Genomic DNA, 25,972 nt, shown 5'->3' on the forward strand with positions numbered 1-25,972 from the left:
TGCCAACTGCGAGTTCCCTTTGAAATATCCTGTCTCTTTCCGCACTACGCTTCGCATCTCGCGCTATCTTTTCCGCGCGCTGGCGCTGCTAATCTGGACGCTGGGCGCTGTTCTTACCGCGTTTTACATCATCAGCGTGCTGCACAATAAAGAGACGCAGGTTCGTCAGGAGTTTGCCAGCAATTACGGCACGATACAGTGGTATGTGCGGCACTCCGCCGACATGATGCGGGAGCTGAAATATATTACGGAGAACCGGCTGACGAATGCCAGCAACGGCATGGATGCGCTGACCGGCATGATCCCGGGTAAAACGACCCAGCCGCAGTTTACGCCGCTATTTTCAGATGGCGACTGCACCGCCATGAGCAACACCTGGCGCAACTCGCTCGACTCCCTCAGTTATTACATCAACTACTGGAAAAGCAACTTCGCCTCCTCGTATGAGCTGAACCGGGTGTTCTTTATCGGAGGGGAAAGCCAGTGTCTGGCTGACTTTACGATTGGCAGCAGCACCGCCGATCGGGAGCGCAGCCTGAAATCGCTGCGTGAGAATGTGCTGCGCTACCGTAACAGCAACGAAGAAGAGCGCCGCAACCCGATGTACTGGATCAACAGCAGTGCTCAGCCGGGTGTCGGCACCTTCTATATGGTGGTGCCGGTCTACGTGGCCAACAAGTTGCAGGCGCTGCTGGGCGTCGAACAGAATATCCGCCTGGATGAGTTTATCCAGCCGGGCAGTCTGCCGATCATCGCCTCGATTACCGACGAAAATTATCGTCCACTGCTCAATTCGCGCCGGGGCGGGCTGGGCTTCTCGCTCGACAGTCTGCCCGATGACAAAACCTGGTTCGGTTATCTGAATGGTTACCGTCAGCTGGTGCTGAAAAAGCCGCTGCCGCCTTCCGATCTCAACGTGGTGTGGTCGATACCCACCGACGTGATGATGGATCAGCTGAAGCTGATGATCATCAATGCGCTGCTGCTCAATGTGTTCAGCGCCATCATTCTGTTTACGCTCGCCTGGCTGTTTGAGCGCCGGATGTTCCTGCCCGCCGAGGAGAATGCGCACCGGCTGGAGGAGCATGAGCAGTTCAACCGTAAGATTGTGGCCTCGGCGCCGGTGGGGATCTGTATTTTACGCACCAGCGACGGCACCAATATTCTGAGTAACGAGCTGGCGCACAATTACCTGACCCTGCTGACCCAGGAAGATCGCCTGCGGCTGAATGAGATTATCGGCGGCCAGCAGGTTAACTTTGTCGATGTGCTCACCGGCAGCAACACCAACCTGCAAATCAGCTTTGTCCATTCGCGCTATCGCAATGAGAACGTGGCGATTTGTGTACTGGTGGATGTGTCGGCCCGTGTCCGTATGGAGCAGTCGCTGCAGGAGATGGCCCATGCGGCAGAGCAGGCGAGCCAGTCGAAGTCGATGTTCCTTGCCACCGTCAGCCATGAGCTGCGCACGCCGCTCTATGGGATTATCGGTAACCTTGATCTGCTGCAGACCCGGCAACTGCCCAGCGGGATCGACTCGCTGGTGACGGCGATGAACAACTCCTCCAGCCTGCTGCTGAAAATCATCAGCGATATCCTCGACTTCTCTAAAATCGAGTCAGAGCAGCTGAAGATCGAGCCGCGTCCGTTTGCACCGCGTGAAATCGTGACCCACATCGTCGGCAACTATCTGTCGCTGGTGGTGAAGAAGCGGCTGACGCTCTACTGCTTTATCGAACATGACGTTCCGCAGGTGCTGGATGGCGATCCGCTGCGTCTGCAACAGGTGATCTCCAACCTGCTGAACAACGCCATTAAGTTCACCCACACCGGCTGTATTATCCTGCACGCCTACGTCTCGCAGGGCTATCTGGCTTTCCGGGTGCGCGATACCGGGGTCGGGATTCCGGCGAAAGAGCTGCCGCGCCTGTTTGATCCCTTTTTCCAGGTCGGGAATGGCGTGCAGCGTAATTTCCAGGGCACCGGGCTGGGACTGGCGATCTGTGAAAAGCTGATCAATATGATGGACGGCGACATTGAGGTCGACTCAGAGCCGGGCATGGGCAGTCAGTTCATTGTACGTATTCCCGTCTACAAAGGGCAGAAGCCGTCGCTGATGCTGCTGGAGGATTTGCAGGAGAAGAAAATCTGGCTGGCGATGCGCAATGATTATCTGGCGGCGTTTATCACGCGTCAGATGCAGCAGCAGGGGATTCAGGTTGCGGATTATAACGGCAGACCGGGCCCCGACGATGTGGTGATGACCGATTATGAGCTGGAGATCGATCTACCGCTGCGGGCGCTGGTCACATTTGATGGATCGCATGTGGATATGCCGCGTGAACGTCAGCCTGGACGCTGGGTTCACTCGACCGCCACACTGCATGAAGTACCGGCGCTGCTGGCGCGTATCTATCGCATCTCGCTCGGCCACGACGCGGCAGATGCGCTGCTGCTGGCTGGCCCGGTGGAAGAGAAGATTCACAACGATGACATCATGGTTCTGATCGTCGATGACCATCCGATTAACCGCATGCTGCTTTCAGAACAGCTCGGCACGCTGGGGTATCAGGTGAAAACCGCCCAGGATGGCGTTGATGCGCTTAACGTGCTGAGCCGCAATGAGATCGACATCGTACTGACCGACGTGAACATGCCGAACATGGATGGATATCGCCTGACGCAGCGGTTGCGTCAGCTGGGGCATCTCTTCCCGGTCATTGGCGTCACGGCAAATGCGCTGGCCGAAGAGAAGCAGCGTTGTATGGACGCGGGCATGGATAACTGCCTGTCGAAACCGGTGACGTTAGATGTGCTGAAAAGCACGCTGGCAATCTATGCTGAGCGGGTGCGTAAAACGCGCATGAAGTAGGGCAGAGGGGAGGCGGTGCAGGCTGCACCGCCTCAGCGATCGATTAGTCTCTTTCGACCTGCGTCTGGCTGACAGAGGAGAGGTAGTTCAGCAGGGCGATATCGTTATCCACGCCCAGTTTCATCATCGCTGATTTCTTCTGGCTGCTGATGGTTTTGATACTGCGGTTCAGTTTCTTGGCAATTTCTGTCACCAGGAAACCTTCGGCGAACAGACGCAGCACTTCGCTCTCTTTCGGTGACAGGCGCTTGTCGCCGTAACCGCCCGCGCTGATTTTCTCCAGCAGTTTTGCCACGCTTTCCGGCGTATATTTCTTGCCTTTCTGCAGGGCTGCCAGCGCTTTCGGCAGGTCGGTTGGCGCGCCCTGTTTCAGCACGATGCCTTCGATGTCGAGATCAAGCACAGAGCTCAGGATCGCCGGGTTATTGTTCATCGTCAGAACAATAATGGAGAGATCCGGATAGTGGCGTTTGATGTATTTAATCAGCGTGATGCCGTCGCCATACTTCTCACCAGGCATTGAGAGGTCGGTGATCAGGACGTTAGCATCCAGCTTGGACAGATTGTTGATCAGTGCTGTTGAGTCTTCGAACTCACCTACAACGTTGACCCATTCAATTTGTTCCAGAGACTTTCGGATACCGAAAAGGACAATTGGATGGTCATCGGCAATAATTACATTTAAGTTATTCATCTTATTGGTTACCTTGCTGCAGCAGTTGATTGACGTAAGCGTCAATATCACTGGTGGTATTTGTAATGTTTGAATCGTCACACGCTTTAATGTGGTGTTCTAACTCTTCACAAAGCTGTTTGCCGGGAGACAGGTTGAGCATGGCAAACACGCCCTTCAGGCGATGCGCTGTCTGAGCAAGCGAGTCGTAGTCCTTTTCTGCTGACTCAGTATACAGTCTCTTCACATCAACCGGTACTGTCTCGGTAAACAGCTGGAAATAGCCGCCGCTCATCAGTGGCGTGGCTGTGTCGTCTTCCCTGTCATTATCCATCACATCATGCGACAGTTGCTTCTCAATCAGGGCCAGCAATGCATCCAGCAGCGCATTACTGAGATTGAAATTGACCCGATACTGCTGGTCGTTCAGTGCATGGTGACCGAGCTCATCTTCCGCCAGCAGCAGTGCCCAGCCGCTCAGCTTCGACGGATCGTCGGTTACCAGCACGTCGTGATCCTGTCCGGAAATACGCTCGTCCGGGGTGAGACAGCGCGCTCCCCAGTTTTCCAGATGGCGGCAGACGATTTTATGGACGTCCTCCACGGTGATCTCCACCAGGGCGGTGACCCCATCCAGAATTTTTTCCTCTTCTTCTTCCTGCTTCTGCTCCAGTGCCATCGGCAGCTGCATATTATAGCGGGTGCCGATATCCGCTTTCGCGACGATATCCAGACTGCCCCCCATCTGCTTGCAGAGCTGTTTACAGAGGAAGAAGGCCATGCCTGACGCCTGACCGTATCGATCCTGGCTGGTGTCGCCCAGGAACGGGAAATCGACATTCGCCAGCTCATCCACGGTCAGGCCCGCGCCGGTATCAACCAGTTCGATGATGAGTCTATCGGCCTGTTTATTCGCAACCTTAACTTCCAGGGTAATTTTTCCCCAGCGGGTGGTGGTCAGCGCATAGTGCATCAGGGTGGTCAGCACCTTACGCAGGGCGCGACGGTCGCCAAAGCGCATCTCATCATTGGCCAGATGGTTATTCACCACCAGTGACAACCCTTTGCGACGCATCAGCGGCAGGCTTTCCAGTGCGATCTCATCCAGCAGTTCCTGCAGGTTGAAGATGGTGGCATCCGGTGACCAGTCGTGCGCCTCCAGCCGGTTCAGCAGCACAATATCATCCACCAGCCGCGCCAGCCCCTGGCTCTCATCAAGCAGGTCGAGCACGGATTCATCGGCATCCCGCTGGCTGAGCTGCACCAGCTGCGCCACGATCTTCTCCAGCGGCTGATTCAGCGCATGACCGAGATTGTGCAGCAGCTGCTGCCGCATCTGATGGTTGCGATCCAGCACCTGCTGCGCTTTCTGCAGCTTCTTGTTCACCAGTAGTTCGCGATCCTGGTCACGCATCATAAACAGCTGGGTATGGGGTGAGAGCACGCTGCGGGCGTGGCGGATCTCATACACTTCGTTATTGATGGTAGCCTGCAGAACGCCCTGATGCTGGTCGGACATATTAATAATCTTCTGCAGATTGAGGTGCGGCAGAAGATGCTCTGCAATTTTGTTGCTCAGCAGGGTGCGGTTGCTGGCAAAGTCATAGACCAGCAGGCCCACCGGCAGGCTACCCACAATCTCTTCATTCAGTACCCGAAGCGAGTCGAGTTCGGCGCTCTGGTTCTCACTGGGGCGCAGGGACTGCTGACGCAGCAGCATCACACCGGCCAGCGACAGCAGGAACAGCAGCAGGTTGATCAGCAGCGGCCAGAGCAGGTTGTGCAGCGTGTCGACGATCAGGCGGGTAATCGGCACCTGATAGACCAGCTGGAGTGGGGTGCTGGGCAGCGTGGCGGCAATCTCGACGTTCGGGTTAACCAGCGAGATGTGCGTATTTTCCACCTCCTGCTGTTCACTGCTGGCAGAGGGCAGTGAGCTGTCCTGACGCAGCTGGAAATTCTCCAGCGGCATATTCTGCGGCACCAGATCGTTCACCGGCAGATCAAAGGCGACCACGGTGGCCAGGTGGCCAGGCTGATTAAAGGTGGTGCGCAGCGTGAAGTAGTGATCGTTCTGGAAGGCAAGGTGACGCAGGGGCGAGAAGCTCTCACGCTCGTCCAGCGCGTTCGCCTGCTGCAGCATTTCACCGCGACGGCTGTCCACCATTGAACTGATGGCGCTCTCTTTGTAGCGCGTCGCCATATCCTTCAGCGGCAGCGTGGAGATCATGATCAGGCTATTGTCCTGACCATTTAAAAAGTACATCGACCAGGTCGGGTTTTCCGCGCCCCAGAGCGTATCCAGATAGTTGGACATCCGCATGGTCATATCCAGCGTACTGCTGTCATGCGATCCGAAGATCAGTGCTTCGGTCTTGCGCCGGGTTTTTTCCAGATAGTAGACGTCAGGACGCAGGCGCGTCTCCTGCAGGCTGCTGCCCGGAGACGTTCCTGCCGCACTGGTGGAGAGGTTTTCATAGATCTGCCAGGTGGCAAAGCGATAGGCGTCGATACGCTTCTGAACGTCGCGGGCCAGATCGTCCATGGCATAGCGTTTTCCGGTGAGCCAGGCATTCACGGAGTTCTGCACCATAAAGCCCAGCGCCAGCAGCAGCACCAGATTGAAAACCACAAAAAAGCGGGTGACATTGCCGGATGTCAGTGGAAACTTATACAACATAGCGTGTCAGGTACCTGAATTATCGCGCAACTCTTCGCGCACTGGCGGCTACCACTAACAGCAGCAGGGCGATCACTAAAAACGCGCCGCTGAGGCTGATCCATTGCGAAATGAATCCGATTAAAGCCGGACCTGAGAGAATACCCGCATATCCCAGCGTTGTCATGGCAGAAATCGCCAGGTTCGCGGGCATATCCTGTTGATTCCCGGCAGCATTGAACAACATCGGCACCGTATTGGATAAACCAAAGCCGACCAGCAGGAAAGCCAGCAGGGCGATCTCCGGCCACGGCAGCCACACCGCCAGCGTCATGCCCGCTGCGGCGGTCAGCGCCCCGGTTATCATGACCGGATAGCGGCCAAAGCGCTGGATGATTTTATCGCCGCTGAACCGCCCCAGCGTCATTGCCACGGAGAAGGTGGCATAGCCGAGGCCGGCATAGGCCGTTGACATCGCCGGGTTCTGCAGCAGCAGCAGCGCGCCCCAGTCGAGCACCGCGCCCTCTGCCAGAAAGAGAATAAAGCAGAGCAGGCCGAGAAACGCCACCCAGCCACGGGGGATCACCAGCCAGGGCTGGTCGGGCTGATGGAGACGCTCATTCATTAATACCGGGATGCGCCATAACAACAGCAGCAGCATCACGGCCATTACCACCAGCGTAGCGGCCAGCGGAGAGAACGACTGGCTCAGCAGCAGGCTGACCGTCCCCGCACCCAGAATGCCGCCAAGGCTGAAGAAGCCATGAAAGCCGGACATCATCGGCTTACCCGCCGCCTGTTCAACCTGAACCGCCTGATAATTCATGGCGACATCCAGCATGCCCAGCCCGGCACCAAACAGCATCAGCGCGGCCGCCATCAGCAGATGCGAGTCCGCCGTGGCCAGCAGCGGCATCATGAGCAGCACTAACAGAGTGGAGAAACACATCACCCGACGGCAGCCAAACCGCGCAACCAGCGTGCCGGTGACCGGCATCGCCGCCAGTGAACCGATGCCGAGACAGAGCAGCAACGCACCCAGTGAGGCGCCGCTCAGCTGCAAACGATCACGGGCAAACGGCACCAGCGGTGCCCAGGCTGACATGCCTAACCCGTTGATCAGAAAGATGGTGCGGGTGCCCCAGTTCAGGCGGCTCTGCTGTTGATGTTGTTGTGCAGCGTCCAGTGCGGTCATAGGTCAGATTCATCAGTGATAAAGCGGAAAAGTGTAGCACCGGCCGGCAATCTGTGGCCGTCGCGCCTCTTATCAGCAGGGGTGCAGCACCCTCATCAATATGACAAAACCGGGAGTTTACCGATTTTTAATGCGCTGCGGATTTTTTCCAGAACTTTCCTGGCAGGGCGGGACGCCGCGCAGGTCGACTTAACTCAAATTTCAGTGCCGTTTTCAACGGGTTGTCTGCTTAAACGAAGCTGTCGGCTCGGTGGGAAATGCTGGCTGAATCGCATAACTAAAAAAATCTTTTCAGTGCCCTGAAGTTCTCAGAGTGGCGATATTTTAGCCGTTTTATGACGTTTATGGAAACATCCCGCCACAAATTGACATGAAAAATCAAGGGTAAAGCGTTTTTTCGTGAACGTTTTATAGCAAGACTGACTTATGTAATAAAGATTAAATCATAATTAAATCTGTACATTGGTGTTGATTTTCAGCACGTTTAGGATAAAAGTTATTTTGTCAGAACCGCTACGTTTCGCGTCCGTCTGTACAACTTGATCTAACAATAAAAGCGTTTTTTTTTCTGCCCGGACCAGGGTATCCGGCGCCGCTTGGCTTTGCCCTTACTACATACACCAGGTTAACGCGCTCGCTGTTTTTCAGTGGGTGAAACTAAGTGTGAATACCGCAAACGTAAAATAAATTTATGTTTATGGATTCAGTATATTAGCTAATCTGGTGGAGTAGAGGTTACAAATGGCAGAACTCACGCAAGGCCGTGTAGACATCATCTCGCGCGAAAACGGCACGCTCATCTCGCAGGCCACTCCCGGTTCATCACAATCCATTAACCTCACCGAGCCCAGCGTCGTGCGCATCAATGGCACCCGCGAACTGGTCACGCAGTATGAGCGCCAGGGAAATGACCTGGTCCTGCACATGCGTGACGGCAGCACCGTCCGCTATCAGAAATTTTTTGTTGATGATGCCGAGGGTAATCACAGTGAGCTGGTGTTCGATGATGGGGTCAATCCACCGGAACATGCCCTGTTCCCGCAGACCGCAGAAGGCACTGAACTGGCCTCCGGTTCCGTCACACCAACCTACGAATCACTGGAGAGCGTCGAGCCGCTGCTGCTGGCCGATAACACCAACGCCTCGATGGGTGTGATCACCGCAGGCGGTCTCGGCGTACTTGGCTTAGCCGGGCTGGCCGTGGGTCTGGGGGGTGGAGGCGGAGGCGGTGGCGGCGGAAATGACGGCGGCAGCGATCCCGGTACGAATCCCGGCACGGATCCTGGTACCGACCCCGGCACTGACCCCGGCACGCCGGGCAGCCCCGCCATCACGCTCAACACCTTTGCCGGCGATAATGTGCTGGATAATGCCGAAAAAACCACCGATCAGTTGCTGAGCGGTTCCACCAGCAATGTCGAGGCGGGACAGGTTGTCACGGTGACCCTGGGCGGCCAGACCTACAACACGACGGTGGGCGCTGACGGCAGCTGGAGCGTGACCGTGCCTGCTGCCGCGCTGGCGGCCCTGGCCGCCGGCTCTGCCACGATCGCAGTCAGCGTGACAAACGCAGCAGGCACCGCCGCCAGCGGGTCGCTGCCCATTACCGTGGCTGCTGCCGATCCGGGCACCCCTGCGACGCCCGCCATCAGCCTGAATCCTTTCGCCGGCGATAACGTGCTGGATAACACGGAAAAAACCACCCCGCAGACCTTATCCGGCAGCACCAGCAATGTCGAAGCCGGACAGATTGTTACCGTCACGCTCGGCGGTCAGACCTACAGCGGCACCGTTGCCGGTGATGGCAGCTGGAGCGTGACCGTGCCTGCTGATGCGCTCGCAGCGCTGGCATCAGGCACCACCACGGTGACGGCCACGGTCGCGAATCAGGCCGGTGCCTCCGCCAGCGGCAGCCTGAGCGTCAGTGTTGCAGCCCCTCTGACCCAGCCGGGGACGCCGGTCATTACCATCGATCAGTTTGCCGGCGATGACATTCTCAGTAATCCGGAGAAAAACAGCGCCCAGACGCTGAGCGGCTCCACCAGCAATGTGGAAGCGGGACAGGTTGTCACGCTGACGCTGGGTGACCAGACCTACAGCGCTGTGGTCGATGCCCAGGGCAACTGGAGCATTGCGCTGCCGCCTGCCGCGCTGAATGCCCTGGCCGCCGGAACGGTCACGATCTCCGCGGTGGTCACCACCCAGGCGGGCATTGAGGCCAGTGAAAACCGCGCGATCAGCGTCGATACGCCCGCCGTGCCGGGCGCGCCCGCCCTCACGCTGGATGATTTTACCGGCGACAATCAGCTGACTAACGCAGAAAAAACCAGCGATCAGACCGTGACCGGCAGCACCAGCAATGTTGAAGCCGGACAGATTGTTACCGTCACGCTGGGCGGTCAGACCTACAGCGGCAGCGTGGATGCGCAGGGCAACTGGAGTGTCACGCTGCCCCAGGCGGCCCTGAGCGCCCTGGCGGCCGGTGAAACCACGCTGACGGTGTCATTCAGCGATGCAGCCGGTAACACCGTGACCAGCAGTCTGCCGATTACGGTAGAGGCCCCGGTGACACAGCCGGGCGACGTTACTCTGACCATCGATCAGTTCGCCGGGGATGACATCCTGAGCAACGACGAAAAAGGCACGGCGCAGACTCTCTCAGGCAGCACCACCAATGTCGAAGCGGGTCAGACGGTAACCGTTACCCTGGGGGGACAGACTTACCTTGGCACCGTGGATGGCAGCGGAAACTGGAGTGTGATTATCCCGGCCGCCGCCCTGAGCAGCCTGTCTGCGGGCAGCAATGCCATCAGCGTTACGGTCAGCAACCTCGCGGGGGCAACCGGCAGTGAAACCCGCGATATTGCGGTGGAAGCGCCTGCTACAGAACCTGGCGTGCCGGGGCTGATCCTGAATGATTTTGCCGGCGATAACCTGCTGAGCAACGACGAGAAGACGGTCGACCAGGCGGTCAGTGGCACCACCACCAATATCGAAGCCGGGCAGGTGGTCACGGTCACACTGGGCGGCCAGACCTACAGCACCACCGTGCAGGCGGATGGCAGCTGGAGCGTCACGGTGCCCGCCACGGCGCTCTCCGCGCTGGCAGCGGGCACGACCACGCTGACGGTTGCCGTCAGCAATGCGGCGGGCGACAGCGTGACCGCAACCCAGCCGATCACGGTAGACGCCCCGGCGACGCAGCCGGGGGCCGCCACGCTGACCCTCGACGCCTTTGCCGGGGATGACATCCTCAGCAACAGCGAAAAAGCCAGCGACCAGCTGCTGACCGGTACCACCACCAATATCGCAGAGGGCCAGCAGGTTACCGTCACCCTGAACGGGGAAACCTTTACCGCCACGGTCGGCGCGGATGGCAGCTGGAGCCTCACGGTGCCGGCCAGTTCTCTGGCAGCGCTGGCGGCGGGCAGCGCTACCCTGAGCGCCACGGTAACGGATCAGGCGGGGAACCCGGTCAGCGAAACGCGTGACTTCCTGGTGGAGTCCGCGGGCACCGCACCAGGCAACCCGACGCTGACCCTGAATGCCTTTGCTGAAGACAACGTGTTAAGCAATGAGGAGAAGCTGGAGGCGCAGGCCATCTCCGGCAGCACCACCAACGTCGAGGCGGGCCAGATTGTGACGGTCACGCTGGGTGGACAGAGTTACAGCGGAACGGTCAGCGCTGACGGCAGCTGGAATATTGCGATTCCGGCCGATGCGCTGGGCGCCCTGGCAGCAGGCCCGGCCTCACTGGTGGTGACGGTCAGCAATGCGGCCGGTACCTCTGTCAGCGACACGCTGGGTATCGTCGTTGAAGCCCCGGTGACGGAACCGGGCCAGCCGGTCATCACCCTCAATCAGTTCGCCGGTGATGATGTGCTGAGCAACGACGAGAAAGCCAGCGACCAGCTGCTGAGCGGCAGCACCAGCAATGTCGAGGCGGGCCAGGTGGTGACGGTGACGCTGGGCGACCAGAGTTACAGCGCCACCGTCGGGGCCGATGGCAGCTGGAGCCTGACCATCCCCTCCAGCGCCCTGGCCGCCCTGGCGGCGGGCAACGCGACCTTCAGCGCCAGCGTAACCACCCAGGCGGGTGTGGTCGCCAGTGAAGATCGGGTCATTGTGGTCGAAGCCTCACCGGAGCCGGGCGCACCAACGCTGACGATCGCTGTTTTTGCCGGCGACGACCTGCTCGACAACAGCGAAAAAGCGCTGGACCAGACGCTGTCAGGCAGCACCAGCAACGTAGAGGCGGGCCAGACGGTCACCCTCACGCTGAACGGGCAGACCTACAGCACCACCGTTCAGGCGGATGGCAGCTGGAGTCTGCCGATCCCGTCCGCTGCGCTGAGCGCACTGGCGGCGGGCACCACCACCCTGGTTGCCAGCGTGACCACGGCGGCGGGCGTTTCAGCCAGCGACAGCCGGGATATCAACGTCGCGCCTGCCGCAGGCGAACCGGGCGTGCTCACCATCGCTGAACCACTCAGTCTCGACGGTTTCCTTAACCAGCAGGAGGCCGTCAGCGATCTGATCATCAGCGGCTCGGCACTGGGCGTTAACCCCGGCCAGACGGTGCTGGTAGCCTTCAACGACAACACCTACAGCGCGGTGGTAAACAGCAACGGCTTCTGGAGCGTCACCGTTCCGGCCAGCGACCTCACCGGCATCACCGACGGGACAAAACTGATCTCCGCGACGGCCACCGATGCCAGCGGAGCGCTGCTGACCGACGCCGCACAGCTCAATGTGGTGGTGAACACGCTGCCGCAAATCACCCTGGATGAGAGTGCGATCAGCGATGGCATTCTGAATCAGGCGGAAGCGGGCAGCGACCTGACGATCGGCGGAAACACCGGTAAAGCCGTACCGGGCCAGCAGGTCACCCTGGAACTCAACGGGAAAACCTACAGCACCACGGTGAATGAGGACGGCAGCTGGAGCCTGACGCTGCCCGCCGCCGATCTCGCCTTACTGCCGCAGGGCGCTAACACGCTGACACTGACCGCGATCGATGAGGCGGGTAACCGTGTTGACCAGACGCTGGACTTCAGCGTCGATACCCTGCCACCGAATCTGATTGTGGCGGCGGTGGCAGGCGGAGATGGCATTCTTAACGGCGCTGAAGTGGCGGCGGGCGTGCCGGTCAGCGGTTCAGGTGCCGCGCCGGGCGACGTCGTCTCGGTCACGCTGAATAACCTGATCTACAGCGCCACGGCAGATGCACAGGGCAACTGGACGGTGGATCTGCCCGCGGAGGATCTGCAGGCGCTGGCTGAGGGCAGCAGTTATACGCTGGTGGTCACCCTGACGGATGCCAGCGGCAATACGGTCAGCCAGTCGCAGACGCTGGCCGTCAGCACCCTGTCGCCGGATGTCTCAGTTAACGCGCCGGGCGGTGACGGTGTGCTGACCAGTAATGAACTGACCCAGCCGCTGCTAATCAGCGGAACCGGCACCCCAGGCGATCGGATTACGGTTGAGTTAAACGACAAAACCTACAGCGCGCTGGTTGACGACAATGGCAACTGGAGTGCGCAGGTGCCGGTGGCCGATCTGGGCACGCTGACCAGTCAGACCTATCCGGTGACGGTCACCGTGACCGATCCGGCGGGCAACAGCAGCGTAGAGAACACGTCACTGCGGGTTGCCAGCGCAGTGCCTGCGCTGACGCTGGATGCGATCAGCGACGATGGCGTCATCAACGTCATCGATGCACAGCAGCCGCTGATCGTCAGCGGAAGCGGCGACGCGGGCGATACGATCAGCGTGACGCTGAATAACCAGACCTACACCGCCGTTGTGGCGGAGGGGGGCCGCTGGAGTGTCACCATTCCGGCATCCGACCTGGCCGCTGTTCCTGACGGAGCACAGCCGCTGGCAGTGGTGGCGACGGATGGTGACGGGAATACCACGCTGATCAACAGCGCTCCGATCTTTGCGACTACGCCGCCGCAGTTGACCGTCTCCACACCGGGCAGTGATGGTTACATTAATATTGCGGAACATAGCCAGGATCTGACGATTGACGGGCGCGGAGGCGTGCAGGGCGACACGGTTTCGGTGAGTTTCAATGGCGAAACCTACACTGCCACCGTGGATACCAGCGGCGCGTGGCAGGTTACGGTGCCTGCGGCGGTCGTCAGCCAGCTGGGCGATGCCCGCTATCCTGTGGATGTAGTGCTCAGCGACGCGTATGGCAACAGCAGCAGCGTCGCCTCCAGCGTGACGGTACTGGCGGCCGCATCGCCGGTCCTGACCCTGGATCCTGTGACCGGCGACAACCAGATCGACAGCGCGGAACAGCGTGTTGATACACTCATTACCGGCAGTGTGACCGGCGTACCGGCAGGCCAGCCGGTTGTGGTAACCATCAATAACCAGTCTTATGATGGCGTGGTGCAGGCAAACGGAAGCTGGAGCGTGACGCTGCCTGCCGGATCGCTGGGAGGCGCGGGCGACAAGCCCTTTACCGTGGCGATCACCGATGTGGCTGGCAACCCGGCGCAGCCCGCGCAGGGGCTGATCACCGTGGTCACCAGCGACACGCCGCTGCTGTCGATTGCGCCGATAAGTGAAGATAACGCGCTGAATGCGCTGGAAGCGCAGAGCGATCTGATCCTCAGCGGCAGTTCCGCCAGCCTGCCTGAAGGCAGCCCGGTCAGCGTGACGCTGGTGCCGGGCGGGACCGTTTACAGCACCACCATCGATCCGGACGGTAACTGGACGGTTACCGTGCCCGCCGCCGATCTGGCGAACCTGTCGCAGGGTGACACCACGGTGACCGTTACTTCCGGCGACGTGCAGAGCAGCCAGACGCTGCTGGTGGCAACCACACCGCTGGCAGCCCCGCAGATTGATACCCCCTTCACTGACGGCATCCTCAGCAATAACGAGGCCACCGCGCCGCAGACCCTGACCGGTTCCGTCACGGAAGGCCAGGCCGTCAGCGTCACTCTGGGCGGCGTCAGCTATCCGGCAACGGTCGCGGCGGATAACACCTGGAGCGTCACGCTGCCGCCGGAAGCGCTGCAGGCCCTTGCTCAGGGCAGCAACCCGATTACCGTAACGGTGAGCGATAGCGCGGGTAACAGCACCAGTATCAGTGAACCGCTGACGGTGGATACCGGCACACCGGCGCTGACCGTGAACCCGATTGCCACCGATGGCGTCATTAACGCGGCGGAAGCCGCCGCCGACCTGATCGTCAGCGGTACCGCTGCGCCGGGCAGCAGCGTCAGCCTTCTGCTGGGCGGCGAAACCTATAACGCCGTCGTGGCCGCCGATGGCAGCTGGAGTGCAACGCTGCCCTCCGACGATCTGAGTCAGCTGGCCGATGGCCGTTACGATCTCAGCGTCACCGTAACCACCGTGGGCGGCAACGTCGCCACCACGCCGGTGCCGGTTACCGTCGACACCAGCGTGCCGGACTTCAGCATCAATCCGCCAGCGGGCGATGGTGTGCTGAACCTTGCTGAACAGGCGGCCGGGTTCAGTTTCAGTGGTGCAGGCAGTGAGGGCGACCAGGTCAGCCTGACCCTGAATGGCGTGACCTACACCGGCACCGTCGGCGCAGACGGTCTCTGGACTCTGGCCGTGCCGCCTGCGGCACTGGCCGGTCTGGCCAGCGGCAGCAGCTATCCGGTTGTGGTGACGGTGACCGATGCAGCCGGTAACAGCAGCAGCCAGAACAGTTCGCTGACCGTCGACACGACGCCGCCTCCGCTGGTGGTTGCGCCGATCAGTGAGGATAACGCGCTGAGCGTCGGCGAACTGGCAGAGCCGCTGGTGGTCAGCGGCAGCGGACAGAACGGCGACCTCGTGACGGTTCAGCTTAATGGTCAGACTTACAGCACCACCGTCGGGGTGAACGGTCAGTGGACGCTGGAGATCGCGTCTGGCGATCTGGCGGCGCTGCCGTCCGGCCCGAATCCCGTCACGGTGACCGAAACGGACGCCAGCGGAAATCAGAGCAGCCAGGTGGTGGATCTCAATGTAGCCACCTCGCCAGCGGTGCAGCCGCAACTGAGCGTCGACAGCAGCACCTTTGCCGGTGACGGTATCGTCACCGCCGCGGAGCAGTTACAGCCGATTACCCTGCGCGGCAGCAGCCTCAACGTCGAGCCGGGTCAGCAGGTCACGGTTTCACTGAACGGCACCGATTACAGCGGGGTGGTTGAGGCGAGTGGCAACTGGAGCATCATTCTGCCAGCGGGCGCGCTGGCGGATCTGGGCGAGGGTAGTCAGACGCTGATTGTCAGCGTGAACAATGCCGTCGGTAACAGCGCCAGCGCGCCGCTTAACTTCAGTGTGGACAACACACTGCCCGCGATTGCGCTGGCACCCGTCAGCGACGATAACTATCTGAATGCAGGCGAGCTGAACGGCCCCGTCGTCGTCAGCGGCAGCAGCAGCGGTTTGCCTGCGAGAAGCCTGGTCACCGTTGACGCCAACGGGACGCCGTTCACCACCACGCTTAACGCCGATGGCAGCTGGAGCCTGACATTACCGGCAGGCACCTTCAGCGGCGTGGCGGATGGGCCGCAGACCCTGACCGCCACCGTCAGCGATGCAAACGGCCAGCCGCTGGCGACCACTGACACCACCCTGACGGTCGTGGCCAGCGCGCTGCCGGTCGCGACGCCGGGTGTGGCCTTTGATGATGGCATTGTGAATAGCGGCGAAGCCGCAACCGGGGGGGCCGTCACCGGTAACACCGGCGTAACGGGTGACGGTCAGACGGTCACCATTACCCTGGATGGCGTCAGCTACAGCGGCACGGTCGATGCTGCGGGCAACTGGCAGGTCACGGTTCCGGCTGGCGCACTCGCTGCGCTGCCGCAGGGCGACACGGCATACAACGTGGTGGTCAGTGATGTGGCGGGCAACAGCAGCCAGGCGACAGGCACGCTGCGGGTCGATACGCTGCCGCCGGTGCTGACCGTTGTCACGCCGTCCGACGGCATCATCAACGCCGCTGAAAGTCAGCAGCCGCTGACGCTTAACGGCAGCAGCGAAGCCAATGCACTGATTGTGGCCAGCTTCAACGGCACCAGCCTGAGCACCACCGCTGACGCCAGCGGCAACTGGTCGCTGACGCTGCCCGCCACCGTCTACAGCGGGCTGGTTAACGGCAGCTATCCACTGACGGTTACCGCCAGCGATGCGGCCGGCAACGCCACCACCACCAGCCGCGATCTGGCGCTGAAAGTGGAGGCGGGCACGCTGCCGACGCTGACCCTGGATGCCTTTGCCGGCAACAATGTGGTCGATGGCGCGGAACGCCTCACCGACCAGCGGCTGAGCGGCACGACAACCAATGTTGAGGCGGGCCAGCTGGTGACCGTCACGCTTGACGGAACGGTCTACAGCGCCGCCGTACAGGCCAGCGGGGCCTGGAGTCTGATTGTGCCAGCCGGCGCGCTGGCTGCGCTTGCCGATGGCAGCGCCACATTTACCGTGGCGGTCAGCGACGTGGCGGGTAACACCACCACCAGCAACCTCGCTTTTGACGTCAACAGCAACGCGTCTGGTCTGGCGCTGGATGCCATCAGCGAAGATAACTACCTCAATGCGCAGGAGCTGAGTCAGCCGCTGATTGTCACCGGCACCGCGGTAAACGTGCCGGCGGGCAGTACCGTCACGCTGCTGTTCAACGACACCGCTTACACCGCCCTGGTTTCGGCCAGCGGGCGCTGGAGCGTTATCGTTCCGGCGGAGGCACTGACGGCGCTCGCCGATGGACCTTACACGCTGACGGTTACCGCGACCGACAGCGGCGGAGCAACCCTCAGCAGCGAAGCCACGCTCAGCGTGCTGGCGACCGGCCTGCCGGAACCGCTCATCGTCTCGGCGTTTGGTGATGGTGCGCTTAACAGCAGCGACGTTACCGCGGCACAGAGCCTGAGCGGCACCACCGGCGTAACGGGCGACGGACAGAGCGTCAGCGTGCTGCTGAATGGCGTGACCTACACCGGCACCGTCGACGGCAATGGCAACTGGCTGGTGACCGTTCCCGCGACGGCGCTGGCTGATCTGCCGGAAGAGACCCTCAGCTACACCGTCACGGTGCAGGATGCCGCCGGTAACACAGGCAGCACCCAGGGCAGCGTCACGGTGGATCTGACGCCACCGACGCTGACGCTGGCGGCCGTCGCGGATGATGACATCGTGAATATCGCAGAGAGCACCGGACCGATTGTGCTCAGTGGGACGACCAGTGCCGAAGCCGGACAGACGGTCTCCATCACCCTCAACAACCAGCTCTATACCACCACCGTGACTCAGGATGGCGACTGGAGCCTGACGCTGCCAGCCGGTGCGCTGGCGGGTATCCCGGCCGGGGCCTATACCCTGACGGTAACGGTCAGTGATGCGGCGGGTAATCCGGTGACGGAAACCCGTGACATTACGCTGGCGACCGGCGCGCTGTCGGTGACGATTGATACCCCGTTCGGCAACGGTTATCTGAACCAGAGTGAGACCGGCGTCAGTCAGACCCTGAGTGGCAGCACCGGCGTCACCGGTGAGGGGCAGACGGTCACCGTCTCCCTGGGTGGCGAAGACTACAACGCCACGGTGGATGCACAGGGCAACTGGACGCTGACCCTGACGCCGGAGGCGGTGCAGACGCTGGATGAAGGGGTGAATACCCTGGTGGTGAATGCCAGCGATGGGGCCGGAAACAGCGGTTCGCTGACCAGTGCGGTCACGGTGGATCGGACGCCGCCTGCGCTGAGCCTGGACCCGATCAGTGATGATAATATTGTTAATTCTCTGGAAGTGCTGGAAGCCGTCACCATCAGCGGCAGCGCGTCAGCGGAGGATGCCGGACAGACGGTCACCGTCACTTTCCAGAACAGTAATTACACCACTCTGGTGCTCTCTGATGGCAGCTGGCAGGTGACGCTGCCGGCCAGTGTGATGCAGGGGCTGACCGATGGCGGCTACCCGGTCAGCGTGACGCTGACGGACGCGGCGGGCAACAGCAGCAGCGCGACCACCACCCTGACGCGTGATGCAGACAGTGCCGGCCTGCCGACCCTGACGATCGGGCCGATCAGCGCCGACAATTTCCTGAATCAGGCTGAGTCGCTGCAGGATCTGAGCATCAGCGGCAGCAGCACCAATCTGGCCGAGGGCCAGCTGGTCACGGTGACGCTGAACAACGTTCAGTACAGCGGCACGGTGACCCAGGATGGCAGCTGGACGGTGACCGTGCCGGCCGCCGATCTGGGCGCGCTGCCGGATGGCGACCAGCTGCTGGTGGTGGTCTCTGCGGATGCCGCCGGCAACCCGGCCAGCAGCAGCGCCTCACTGGTGGTGCTGGCCAGCGCCCAGGCGCAGCCGACGCTGACTCTGGACGTGGTGGCAGGGGATGATGTGATCAATGCCAGCGAGGCCGCCGCGGATGTGGTGGTCAGCGGTAGCAGCACCCAGCTGGCCGCGGGCACCCCGGTGACCGTGTCGTTTAACGGCACGGACTATGAGACGACGCTGGACGCTGACGGCAACTGGACGGTGATTCTTCCCTCCACCGCCTTTGCCGGCGTGACGGCGGGCAGCACGGAGACCCTTACCGTGACCGCCAGCGACATTGCCGGGAATCCGGCCACCGCCAGCCAGACGGTGACGTTCAGCACCACACCGCCAGCACTGACGGCGATCACCGTCAGTACGGGTGACACCCTGAACTTTGCAGAGTCGCTGGAGGATATCAGCGTCAGCGGTTCCACCACGGGGGCCCTGCCGGTGACGGTGACGCTGAATAATGTCAGCTACAGCACCACGGCCGATGCCGACGGTAACTGGTCCGTCACCATCCCGTCAGCCGATCTGCAGCAGCTTGCAGATGGTGCTAACGCGATCGCGGTTTCCGTCACCGACGCGGCGGGCAATACCACCACGGATACCACCACCTCGCTGGACGTGGCGTTTAATACGCTGCCTGCGCTGACGCTGGATACACCGTTTGGCGATGCGCTGGTCAGTGCTGCGGACGCTGCGGGCGCGCTCACGCTGAGCGGCGACAGCACCAATCTGCCGGAGGGCAGCCTGATCAGCATCACCATTGGCGGGCTGGACTTCAGCACCACGACCAATGCCAGCGGCAACTGGACGCTGAATCTGGCCGCGGGCGCGCTGTCAGGGCTGGACGATGGCGTGACCGACGTGGTGGTGACTGCCACCGATGCAGCAGGCAATCCGGCCCAGGTGACCGCCGGGGTTGAGATCCTGCAGGCTGCGCCGGATAACGCCACCTTTGACAGCACGTTGTTCGGCGACAACATCATTAACATCAGTGAAGCGGGTGTCGTTCAGCTTGTCACCGGGACGTCTGACCCTCTCCCGGGCCAGACCCTGAGCGTGACGGTGGGCGATCAGAACATCCCGCTTTCCGTGACGGTGGATGCCAGTGGCAACTGGACAGCCAGCCTGACGCCAGAGGTGATCGCCAGCCTGGGTGCGGGTGAACAGACGCTGACCCTCACCACCACCGATCGGGCAGGCAATACCAGCGTCACGACCCAGACATTTGTCTCGGCGATTACGCCGATTGCGGCGCCCACGCTGGACACGCCCTTTACCGATGGAAGGCTCAATGCGGATGAGGCGGCCGCAGGGGGTTCACTGAGCGGCGCGGTCAGTATTGATAACGCGGCGTCGGTGACGGTAAATGTGAATGGCTCCGTCTACGCCGCCCAGCTCAGCGAGGATGGGACGCGCTGGTCGCTGGCGCTGTCACCGGCGCTGTTGCAGTCTCTGCCGGATGGCAGCTGGCCGGTGACGGTGACCGTCACCGATGAGGTCGGCAACATTGCCAGCACCAGCGGCAGCCTGCTGGTCGTCGTTAACGCGCTGCCGGACGTCACGCTGAACCTGCCGTTCGGGGATGGTGCGCTGAATGCTGAAGAAGCGCTCAGTGAACAGACGCTCAGTGGCACCACCGGCATTACCGGTGCCGGGCAGACGGTCTCGGTACTGATTTCAGGCTTTAACGGCGATGCGCCGCTGACGGCCACGGTGCAGGACGATGGCAGCTGGTCTCTGGCGCTGTCGCCTGCGCAGTTAAGCACCTTCACCAGCGGGGCGCACACCATCACCGTGACCGCCACCGATGTCGCCGGTAACAGCGACACGACGGCGCTGAGTGTGGTAACGGAAGTGGCGGTGCCGGTGCCGACCTTCAGCCCGGATGCCTTTGGCGGCGACGGCCTGCTTAACATCAGTGAAGCGGCGGCTGGCGTGACCCTGACCGGCACCACCGGCAGCGTCGGGGCAAACCAGGCGGCCAGCATTACCGTTGATTTCAATGGCAGCCGTTATTCGGGTGTCGTTGACAGTAACGGGAACTGGCGCGTCACGATCCCTGCTAACGCGCTGAGTGCCCTGGATGATGGCGCGCAGACGCTGACGGTGAACGTGGTGGATGCGGCGGGCAACAGCGCCTCGGCGCAGCTGCCGTTCACCGCCGATCTCAGCGCACCTCAGCCTGTGCTCAATCCGGACTACTTCGGGGGCTATGTTAATGCGGCTGATGTGGCAGGCGGCATTACCCTGGGCGGCACCACGGGTGTCAATGAGACGGTGCAGCTCACGCTGGCAGGCACAGTCTATACCGCGACTGCGGATGAGAACGGCAACTGGTCGGTGCCGCTGACGACGGCGCAGCTTTCCGCGCTGGCAGATGGCACCTATCCGGTTCTCATCACGGCCACGGACGCGGCGGGTAACAGCACGACGCTTAACAGCGCCTTTGTGCTGGACAAAACCCCACCCGTGCTCACTGCCTCGCAGTTCACCGGCGACAACGTGCTGAACTACGCGGAGAGCATTCAGCCGCAGACGCTCACTGGCACCGCAACGGGAGCAGGGACGGGCGCAGTGGTCACCGTCTCGCTGAATGATACCCCGCTTGGCACGGCGATAGTGGCGGCCAACGGCAACTGGAGTCTGACGCTGACGCCAGAGCAGATGGCCACCTTCGGGCCTTCCACCACGCTGGCCTTGTCGGTGACCGATCTGGCAGGCAACATCGCCACCGGCTCCGTTCCGCTGACGGTCGATCTGACCCCACCGCCAGGCCCGCGGGTGACGCTGGGCACCGTGTCGGGCGATAACATCATCAGCACCCAGGATGTCGCGGGGGGCGTGGTGGTGAGTGGCACCTCGGCCAATCTCGGCACCGGGGGCACGGTGACGGTGGTGATCAATGGCACGAGTTACCCCACCACGCTGGATGCGTCAGGCAACTGGTCAACGGCGACCCTGCCGGTCAGCGCGTTTGGCGAAACAGATGGCAGCGCGACCGTCACGGTAAATGCGACGAACGGCACGGATACCGTCAGCGTCAGCAATAACATCGTGATTGACCTGACGCCACCGACGCTGAACCTGGATACCTTTGCAGGCGATAATCAGGTCAACGGCAGTGAAAGTGCCACCAGTCAGACCATCAGCGGCAGCGCCGATGTCAGCGAAGCCGGCCGCACCGTGCTGGTGACCTTTAACAACAAAACCTACAACGCGGTGGTGCAGGGGGATGGCAGCTGGTCGGCCACGGTGCCCGCCAGCGATATGCAGGCGCTCACCAGTGGCAGTTCGCTGGAGATTACCGCGCAGCTGGCGGATGTGGCGGGCAACGTGACCACGGCGACACAGACGGTCACGGTGGATACCGGGGCGCCCGTGTTGCAGGTGGATGCCCTGGCGGGCGATAACGTCCTCAATGCCACGGACCTGGTGACCACGCAGGTGCTCACCGGCAGTGCGCAGGGCGCAGAAGGCCAGACCATCGGCCTCTACCTGGGCGATGCCGCGCCGATTGCCACCGCCATTGTCGGAGCTGACGGCCGCTGGAGTATCGATCTGACGCCGGAGGTGTTGACGAACCTCACTGAGGGCGCGCTGGTCTTTGGCGTGCGGGTCAGTGACACCGCCGGGAACCAGACGGATGCCACGCTGACGGTCAACAAAGTGGTCAACAGTGCGCTGACGCTGGTCGTCGATTCGGTCTTCGGCGACGGCACACTCAGCGCGCTGGATACCACCGTGGCGCAGACCATCTCCGGGGTGGCGACCTCGGCGGGCGTCGGTGCGACGGTCTCCGTGGTGCTGGGCGGTACGACACTCTCGGCCGCCGTGGGGCAGGATGGTAAATGGGCTATCGTGGTGCCGCCGTCGGTGCTGGGTCTGTTAAGCGATGGTCAGCTGGCCGTTGACGTCACGCTGACGGATGCGGCAGGCAACACCCGTACCGTGGGTGAAACCGTCACCGCGATTGTTGATGCGGTGCCGGTCGTCGGCGCGCTCACCGGACTGTTTGGCGGCGATAACCTGCTGAACATCGCGGAAGCCGCTGCCGGACAGGTGGTGGGTGGCGTCATCGACAATGCGGCGGTGGGTTCACAGGTCACCGTGACCCTGGGCAGCAGAAGTTACAGCACTACCGTGCAGGCGGGCGGTGCCTGGAGCGTTAACCTGCCGGCCAGCGATCTCACCTCGCTGCTGGATGGCAACCTGACGCTGGGCGTCAGCGTCCGGGATGTGGCGGGTAACGTCGCCTCCAGCAGTGCCACGGTCGGCATCTTCACCCAGACGCCATCCATCTCGCTGACTTCGCTGTTCGGGGATGGGGTGCTTAATCTGGCGGATATCGCGACCGGGCAGGTGATCAGCGGGGTGGTTAATAACGTCGCCCAGGGCAGTGTCGTCACACTCTCGGTGGGGAACAGCCAGCTGACGGCTACCGTCGGCGCGGGCGGGGCCTTCAGCGCCACGGTCACACCGGATATCCTGGGCACCCTGGCGCAGGGGAACCTGACGGTAGGGGCATCGGTGACCGATGCGGCGGGTAACACCGCCAGCACCAGCGCCGGCATCCGCGTCGACACGCTGCTGCCGACCATCACCGTCAATCCGCTGTTTGGTGACGGTCTGCTGAACGTGGCGGATGCGCTGGTCACCCAGGTGATCGGCGGCGTGGTGGGCGGCGCGGAAGCGGGCTCGCGCGTGGTGGTCTCCGTAGGCGCCCAGCAGTTTGTGACGGCGACCGATGCGAACGGTAATTTTAACGTCTCGCTGACGCCGACGCTGCTGCAGGGCATTGCGGACGGCAATCTCACGGTGGGCGTGAGCGTCACCGACAGCGCCGGTAACACCAGCAGCGCCACGGCGGGGGCACTGGTCGGCATTCACAACGTGCCGAAAGTGACGCTCAATCCGCTGTTTGGTGACGGGGTGCTCAACCTGGCCGAGTCGCTGGTCACGCAGACCATCAGCGGCACCGTCTCCGGCGTGGCCGCGGGCAGCAGCGTCAGGCTGGCGATTGGTAACACCACCGCGACCGCGCTGGTCAATGCCGACGGCACCTTCTCAACCACTGTCTCACCGGCCGTGCTCTCGACGCTGCTGAACGGTAACTTCACCGTCAGCGCCTCGGTCACCGATCCGGTCGGCAACGTCAGCAGCACCAGTGCAGGCGTTTCGCTGGGACTGGTTCAGCCGACCCTCTCGGTTAACACGGTATTCGGCGATGGCGTGCTGAGCGCGGCCGATCTGGCCTCAAACCAGACGCTGAGCGGCAGTTCCAGCCTCTCTGCGGGGTCAACCGTCAGCGCCACGCTGAATGGCATTACCTACACCACCAAGGTGGCCAGCGGCGGTAACTGGAGCATCAGCGTGCCGAAAGCGGATCTGGCTGCGCTGACGGACGGCAGCAAAACCGTGACGGTGACCGGCACAGATGCCTACGGCAACGTGGCGAATGCCAGCGGCTCGCTGAACGTCATCAGCCAGTCGACGCCGGTGGTGGCGATTACCTCGCTGTTTGGCGACGGCGCGCTCAGCGCGGCGGATGTGAAAACGGCACAGACCATCAGCGGCACTGCGAGTAACGCCGAGGGATCGGTGGTGCGGGTCACGCTGGGCGGTCAGACCTACAGCACCACGGTGAGCAGCAACGGTAACTGGAGCCTGTCAATTCCGGCGGCCAGCCTCGCCGCCATCGCGGATGGTCTGCAGACCGTAACGGCCAGCGTCACCAACGGCGCGGGCAGCAGCGGCACCATCTCCGCGTCGCTGGGTGTCGTCAGCCACACCACGCCAACGGTCAGCGTAAGCAGCTTCTTTGGCGGCGATGGCTACCTCAATATCGCGGAAGCCAGTGCGGCGGAAACCATCAGAGGCACCAGCACCAACGCGGCGGGCGGCACGGTGACGGTAAACGTGGCGGGTAACATTCTCACGACCACCATTGGTGCCAATGGCGCATGGAGCGTCAGCGTGCCGTCAGCGACGCTGAAAAGCATCCCTGATGGCAGCCGTCCTCTGACGGTGACGGTGACGGATATTGGCGGTAACACCGCCACCAGCACCAGCAGCTTCACCGCGCTGTCGCACAATCAGCCGGTCGTGGGGGTCGATCCGGTGCTCAGCCTCGTCGGTTCGCTGCTCACCGGTCTGGTGGTGCAGGGCGGATCGCTCAATGCGGCGCAGGGATCAAGAGTCAGCGTGACGCTGCTGCTCGCCAACGGCAGCAACGGCCCAACGCTGAATACCACCACCGACGCGCTGGGGCGTTATGCCGTCAACTTCTCACCGTCACTGCTGTCGGTGGGTGGCCTGCTGCTGTCGCTCAACACGCTGGCAAAAGTGTCGATCACCGACGTGGCGGGTAACAGCTATACCACCACCAACACCCTGCTGCTGGGTTCGGTCCTGCCGGTCACCCTGGCCGCTACCGAGTCCGTAGCCCTGTTCTCGGTGGTGGATGACAGCGCCACGGTGGCCAGCACGGAAACGCAGCACAATAGCAGCACCAGCAGCGATGACGGCAGTGCCCATGTGGCTGTGGCCTCTACGCTGGTGACCGACGCGGATGTTGCAGCGCCGGTCAGCAGCAGCCAGAGCGCCGTGGTCAGTGACACCGCGGTGGCTGCAGCCCCGGCCGAAGAGGCGGGTTACACCATTGGCGGGGTAGTCATTACGCTGGCGGATGGCAGCACGGCGCAGGGGGCCTCGGTTACCGGCAGCAGCGGCGCGGATACCGTGACGGTCAGTGACCTCAGCTTTACCCATATTGATGGCGGCGCAGGCACCGATACCCTGGTGCTGAATGGTGAGAACCTCACTCTGGATCTCACCGCGCTGGGCCTGAAAGTCGAACACATTGAAGTGCTCGATTTGGGTAAAACCGGCACCAACTCGGTGAAACTCGATCTCAATGAGGCACTCAATCTGACGGATAAACAGAGTGACGATTTGCTGATCAAAGGCGCGGACGGCAGTCAGGTGACTCTGGCTAACAGCAATGGCGGTATCTGGGAAGTGACCGGCGAACGGACGGTAGATGGCAGAGTCTTTGAGATCTACCACAACTCGGCGCTGACCAGTGATAACACCCTGGGGGATGTGCTGGTACAGCAGAACCTGCAGGTCCATGTGATGTAGCCACGACGTTGTCTGTCATGCGGTTATGAGGCGCGGGTGCGAAAGCACCCGCTTTTTTTGCGTCAGCCCCGTGATAATTTCACTTTCCAGATTTTCGCCACTATTCATTAGCGGAATGAA

Annotated in this window: 5 protein-coding genes; 2 read left to right on the top strand and 3 right to left on the bottom strand. The window is 61.6% G+C overall.

Annotation, left to right across the window (positions count from 1 at the left end; all coding sequences use genetic code 11):
* Positions 1 to 19 precede the first annotated feature (19 nt).
* Positions 20 to 2,872, top strand: a complete 2,853-nt coding sequence (gene rcsC / locus OJ965_RS08515; RefSeq protein WP_058957783.1) for a two-component system sensor histidine kinase RcsC — start codon at positions 20 to 22, stop codon at positions 2,870 to 2,872.
* Between the two features lie 43 nt (positions 2,873 to 2,915).
* On the opposite strand, the gene rcsB is transcribed toward rcsC, so the two are convergent.
* From rcsB to OJ965_RS08530, 3 genes are read right to left on the bottom strand one after another with little or no spacing between them, the layout of a single operon-like run.
* On the bottom strand, positions 2,916 to 3,566 hold the full coding sequence (rcsB, locus tag OJ965_RS08520; RefSeq protein WP_009089068.1) for a response regulator transcription factor RcsB: 651 nt from the start codon (positions 3,564 to 3,566) through the stop codon (positions 2,916 to 2,918).
* Position 3,567: 1 nt separating this feature from the next.
* A complete protein-coding gene (gene rcsD, locus OJ965_RS08525) occupies positions 3,568 to 6,225 on the bottom strand; it encodes a phosphotransferase RcsD (RefSeq protein ID WP_265138804.1) in 2,658 nt (885 codons plus the stop codon).
* Between the two features lie 19 nt (positions 6,226 to 6,244).
* On the bottom strand, positions 6,245 to 7,399 hold the full coding sequence (locus OJ965_RS08530) for an MFS transporter (RefSeq protein WP_150028884.1): 1,155 nt from the start codon (positions 7,397 to 7,399) through the stop codon (positions 6,245 to 6,247).
* 741 nt (positions 7,400 to 8,140) lie between these two features.
* Between OJ965_RS08530 and OJ965_RS08535 the strand changes: the two genes are divergently transcribed.
* Positions 8,141 to 25,852, top strand: a complete 17,712-nt coding sequence (locus OJ965_RS08535) for an Ig-like domain-containing protein (protein ID WP_265138805.1) — start codon at positions 8,141 to 8,143, stop codon at positions 25,850 to 25,852.
* Positions 25,853 to 25,972 lie beyond the last annotated feature (120 nt).

The sequence above is a fragment of the Pantoea anthophila genome, assembly GCF_026104315.1.
In the GTDB taxonomy this organism is placed as follows: Bacteria; Pseudomonadota; Gammaproteobacteria; order Enterobacterales; family Enterobacteriaceae; genus Pantoea; species Pantoea anthophila.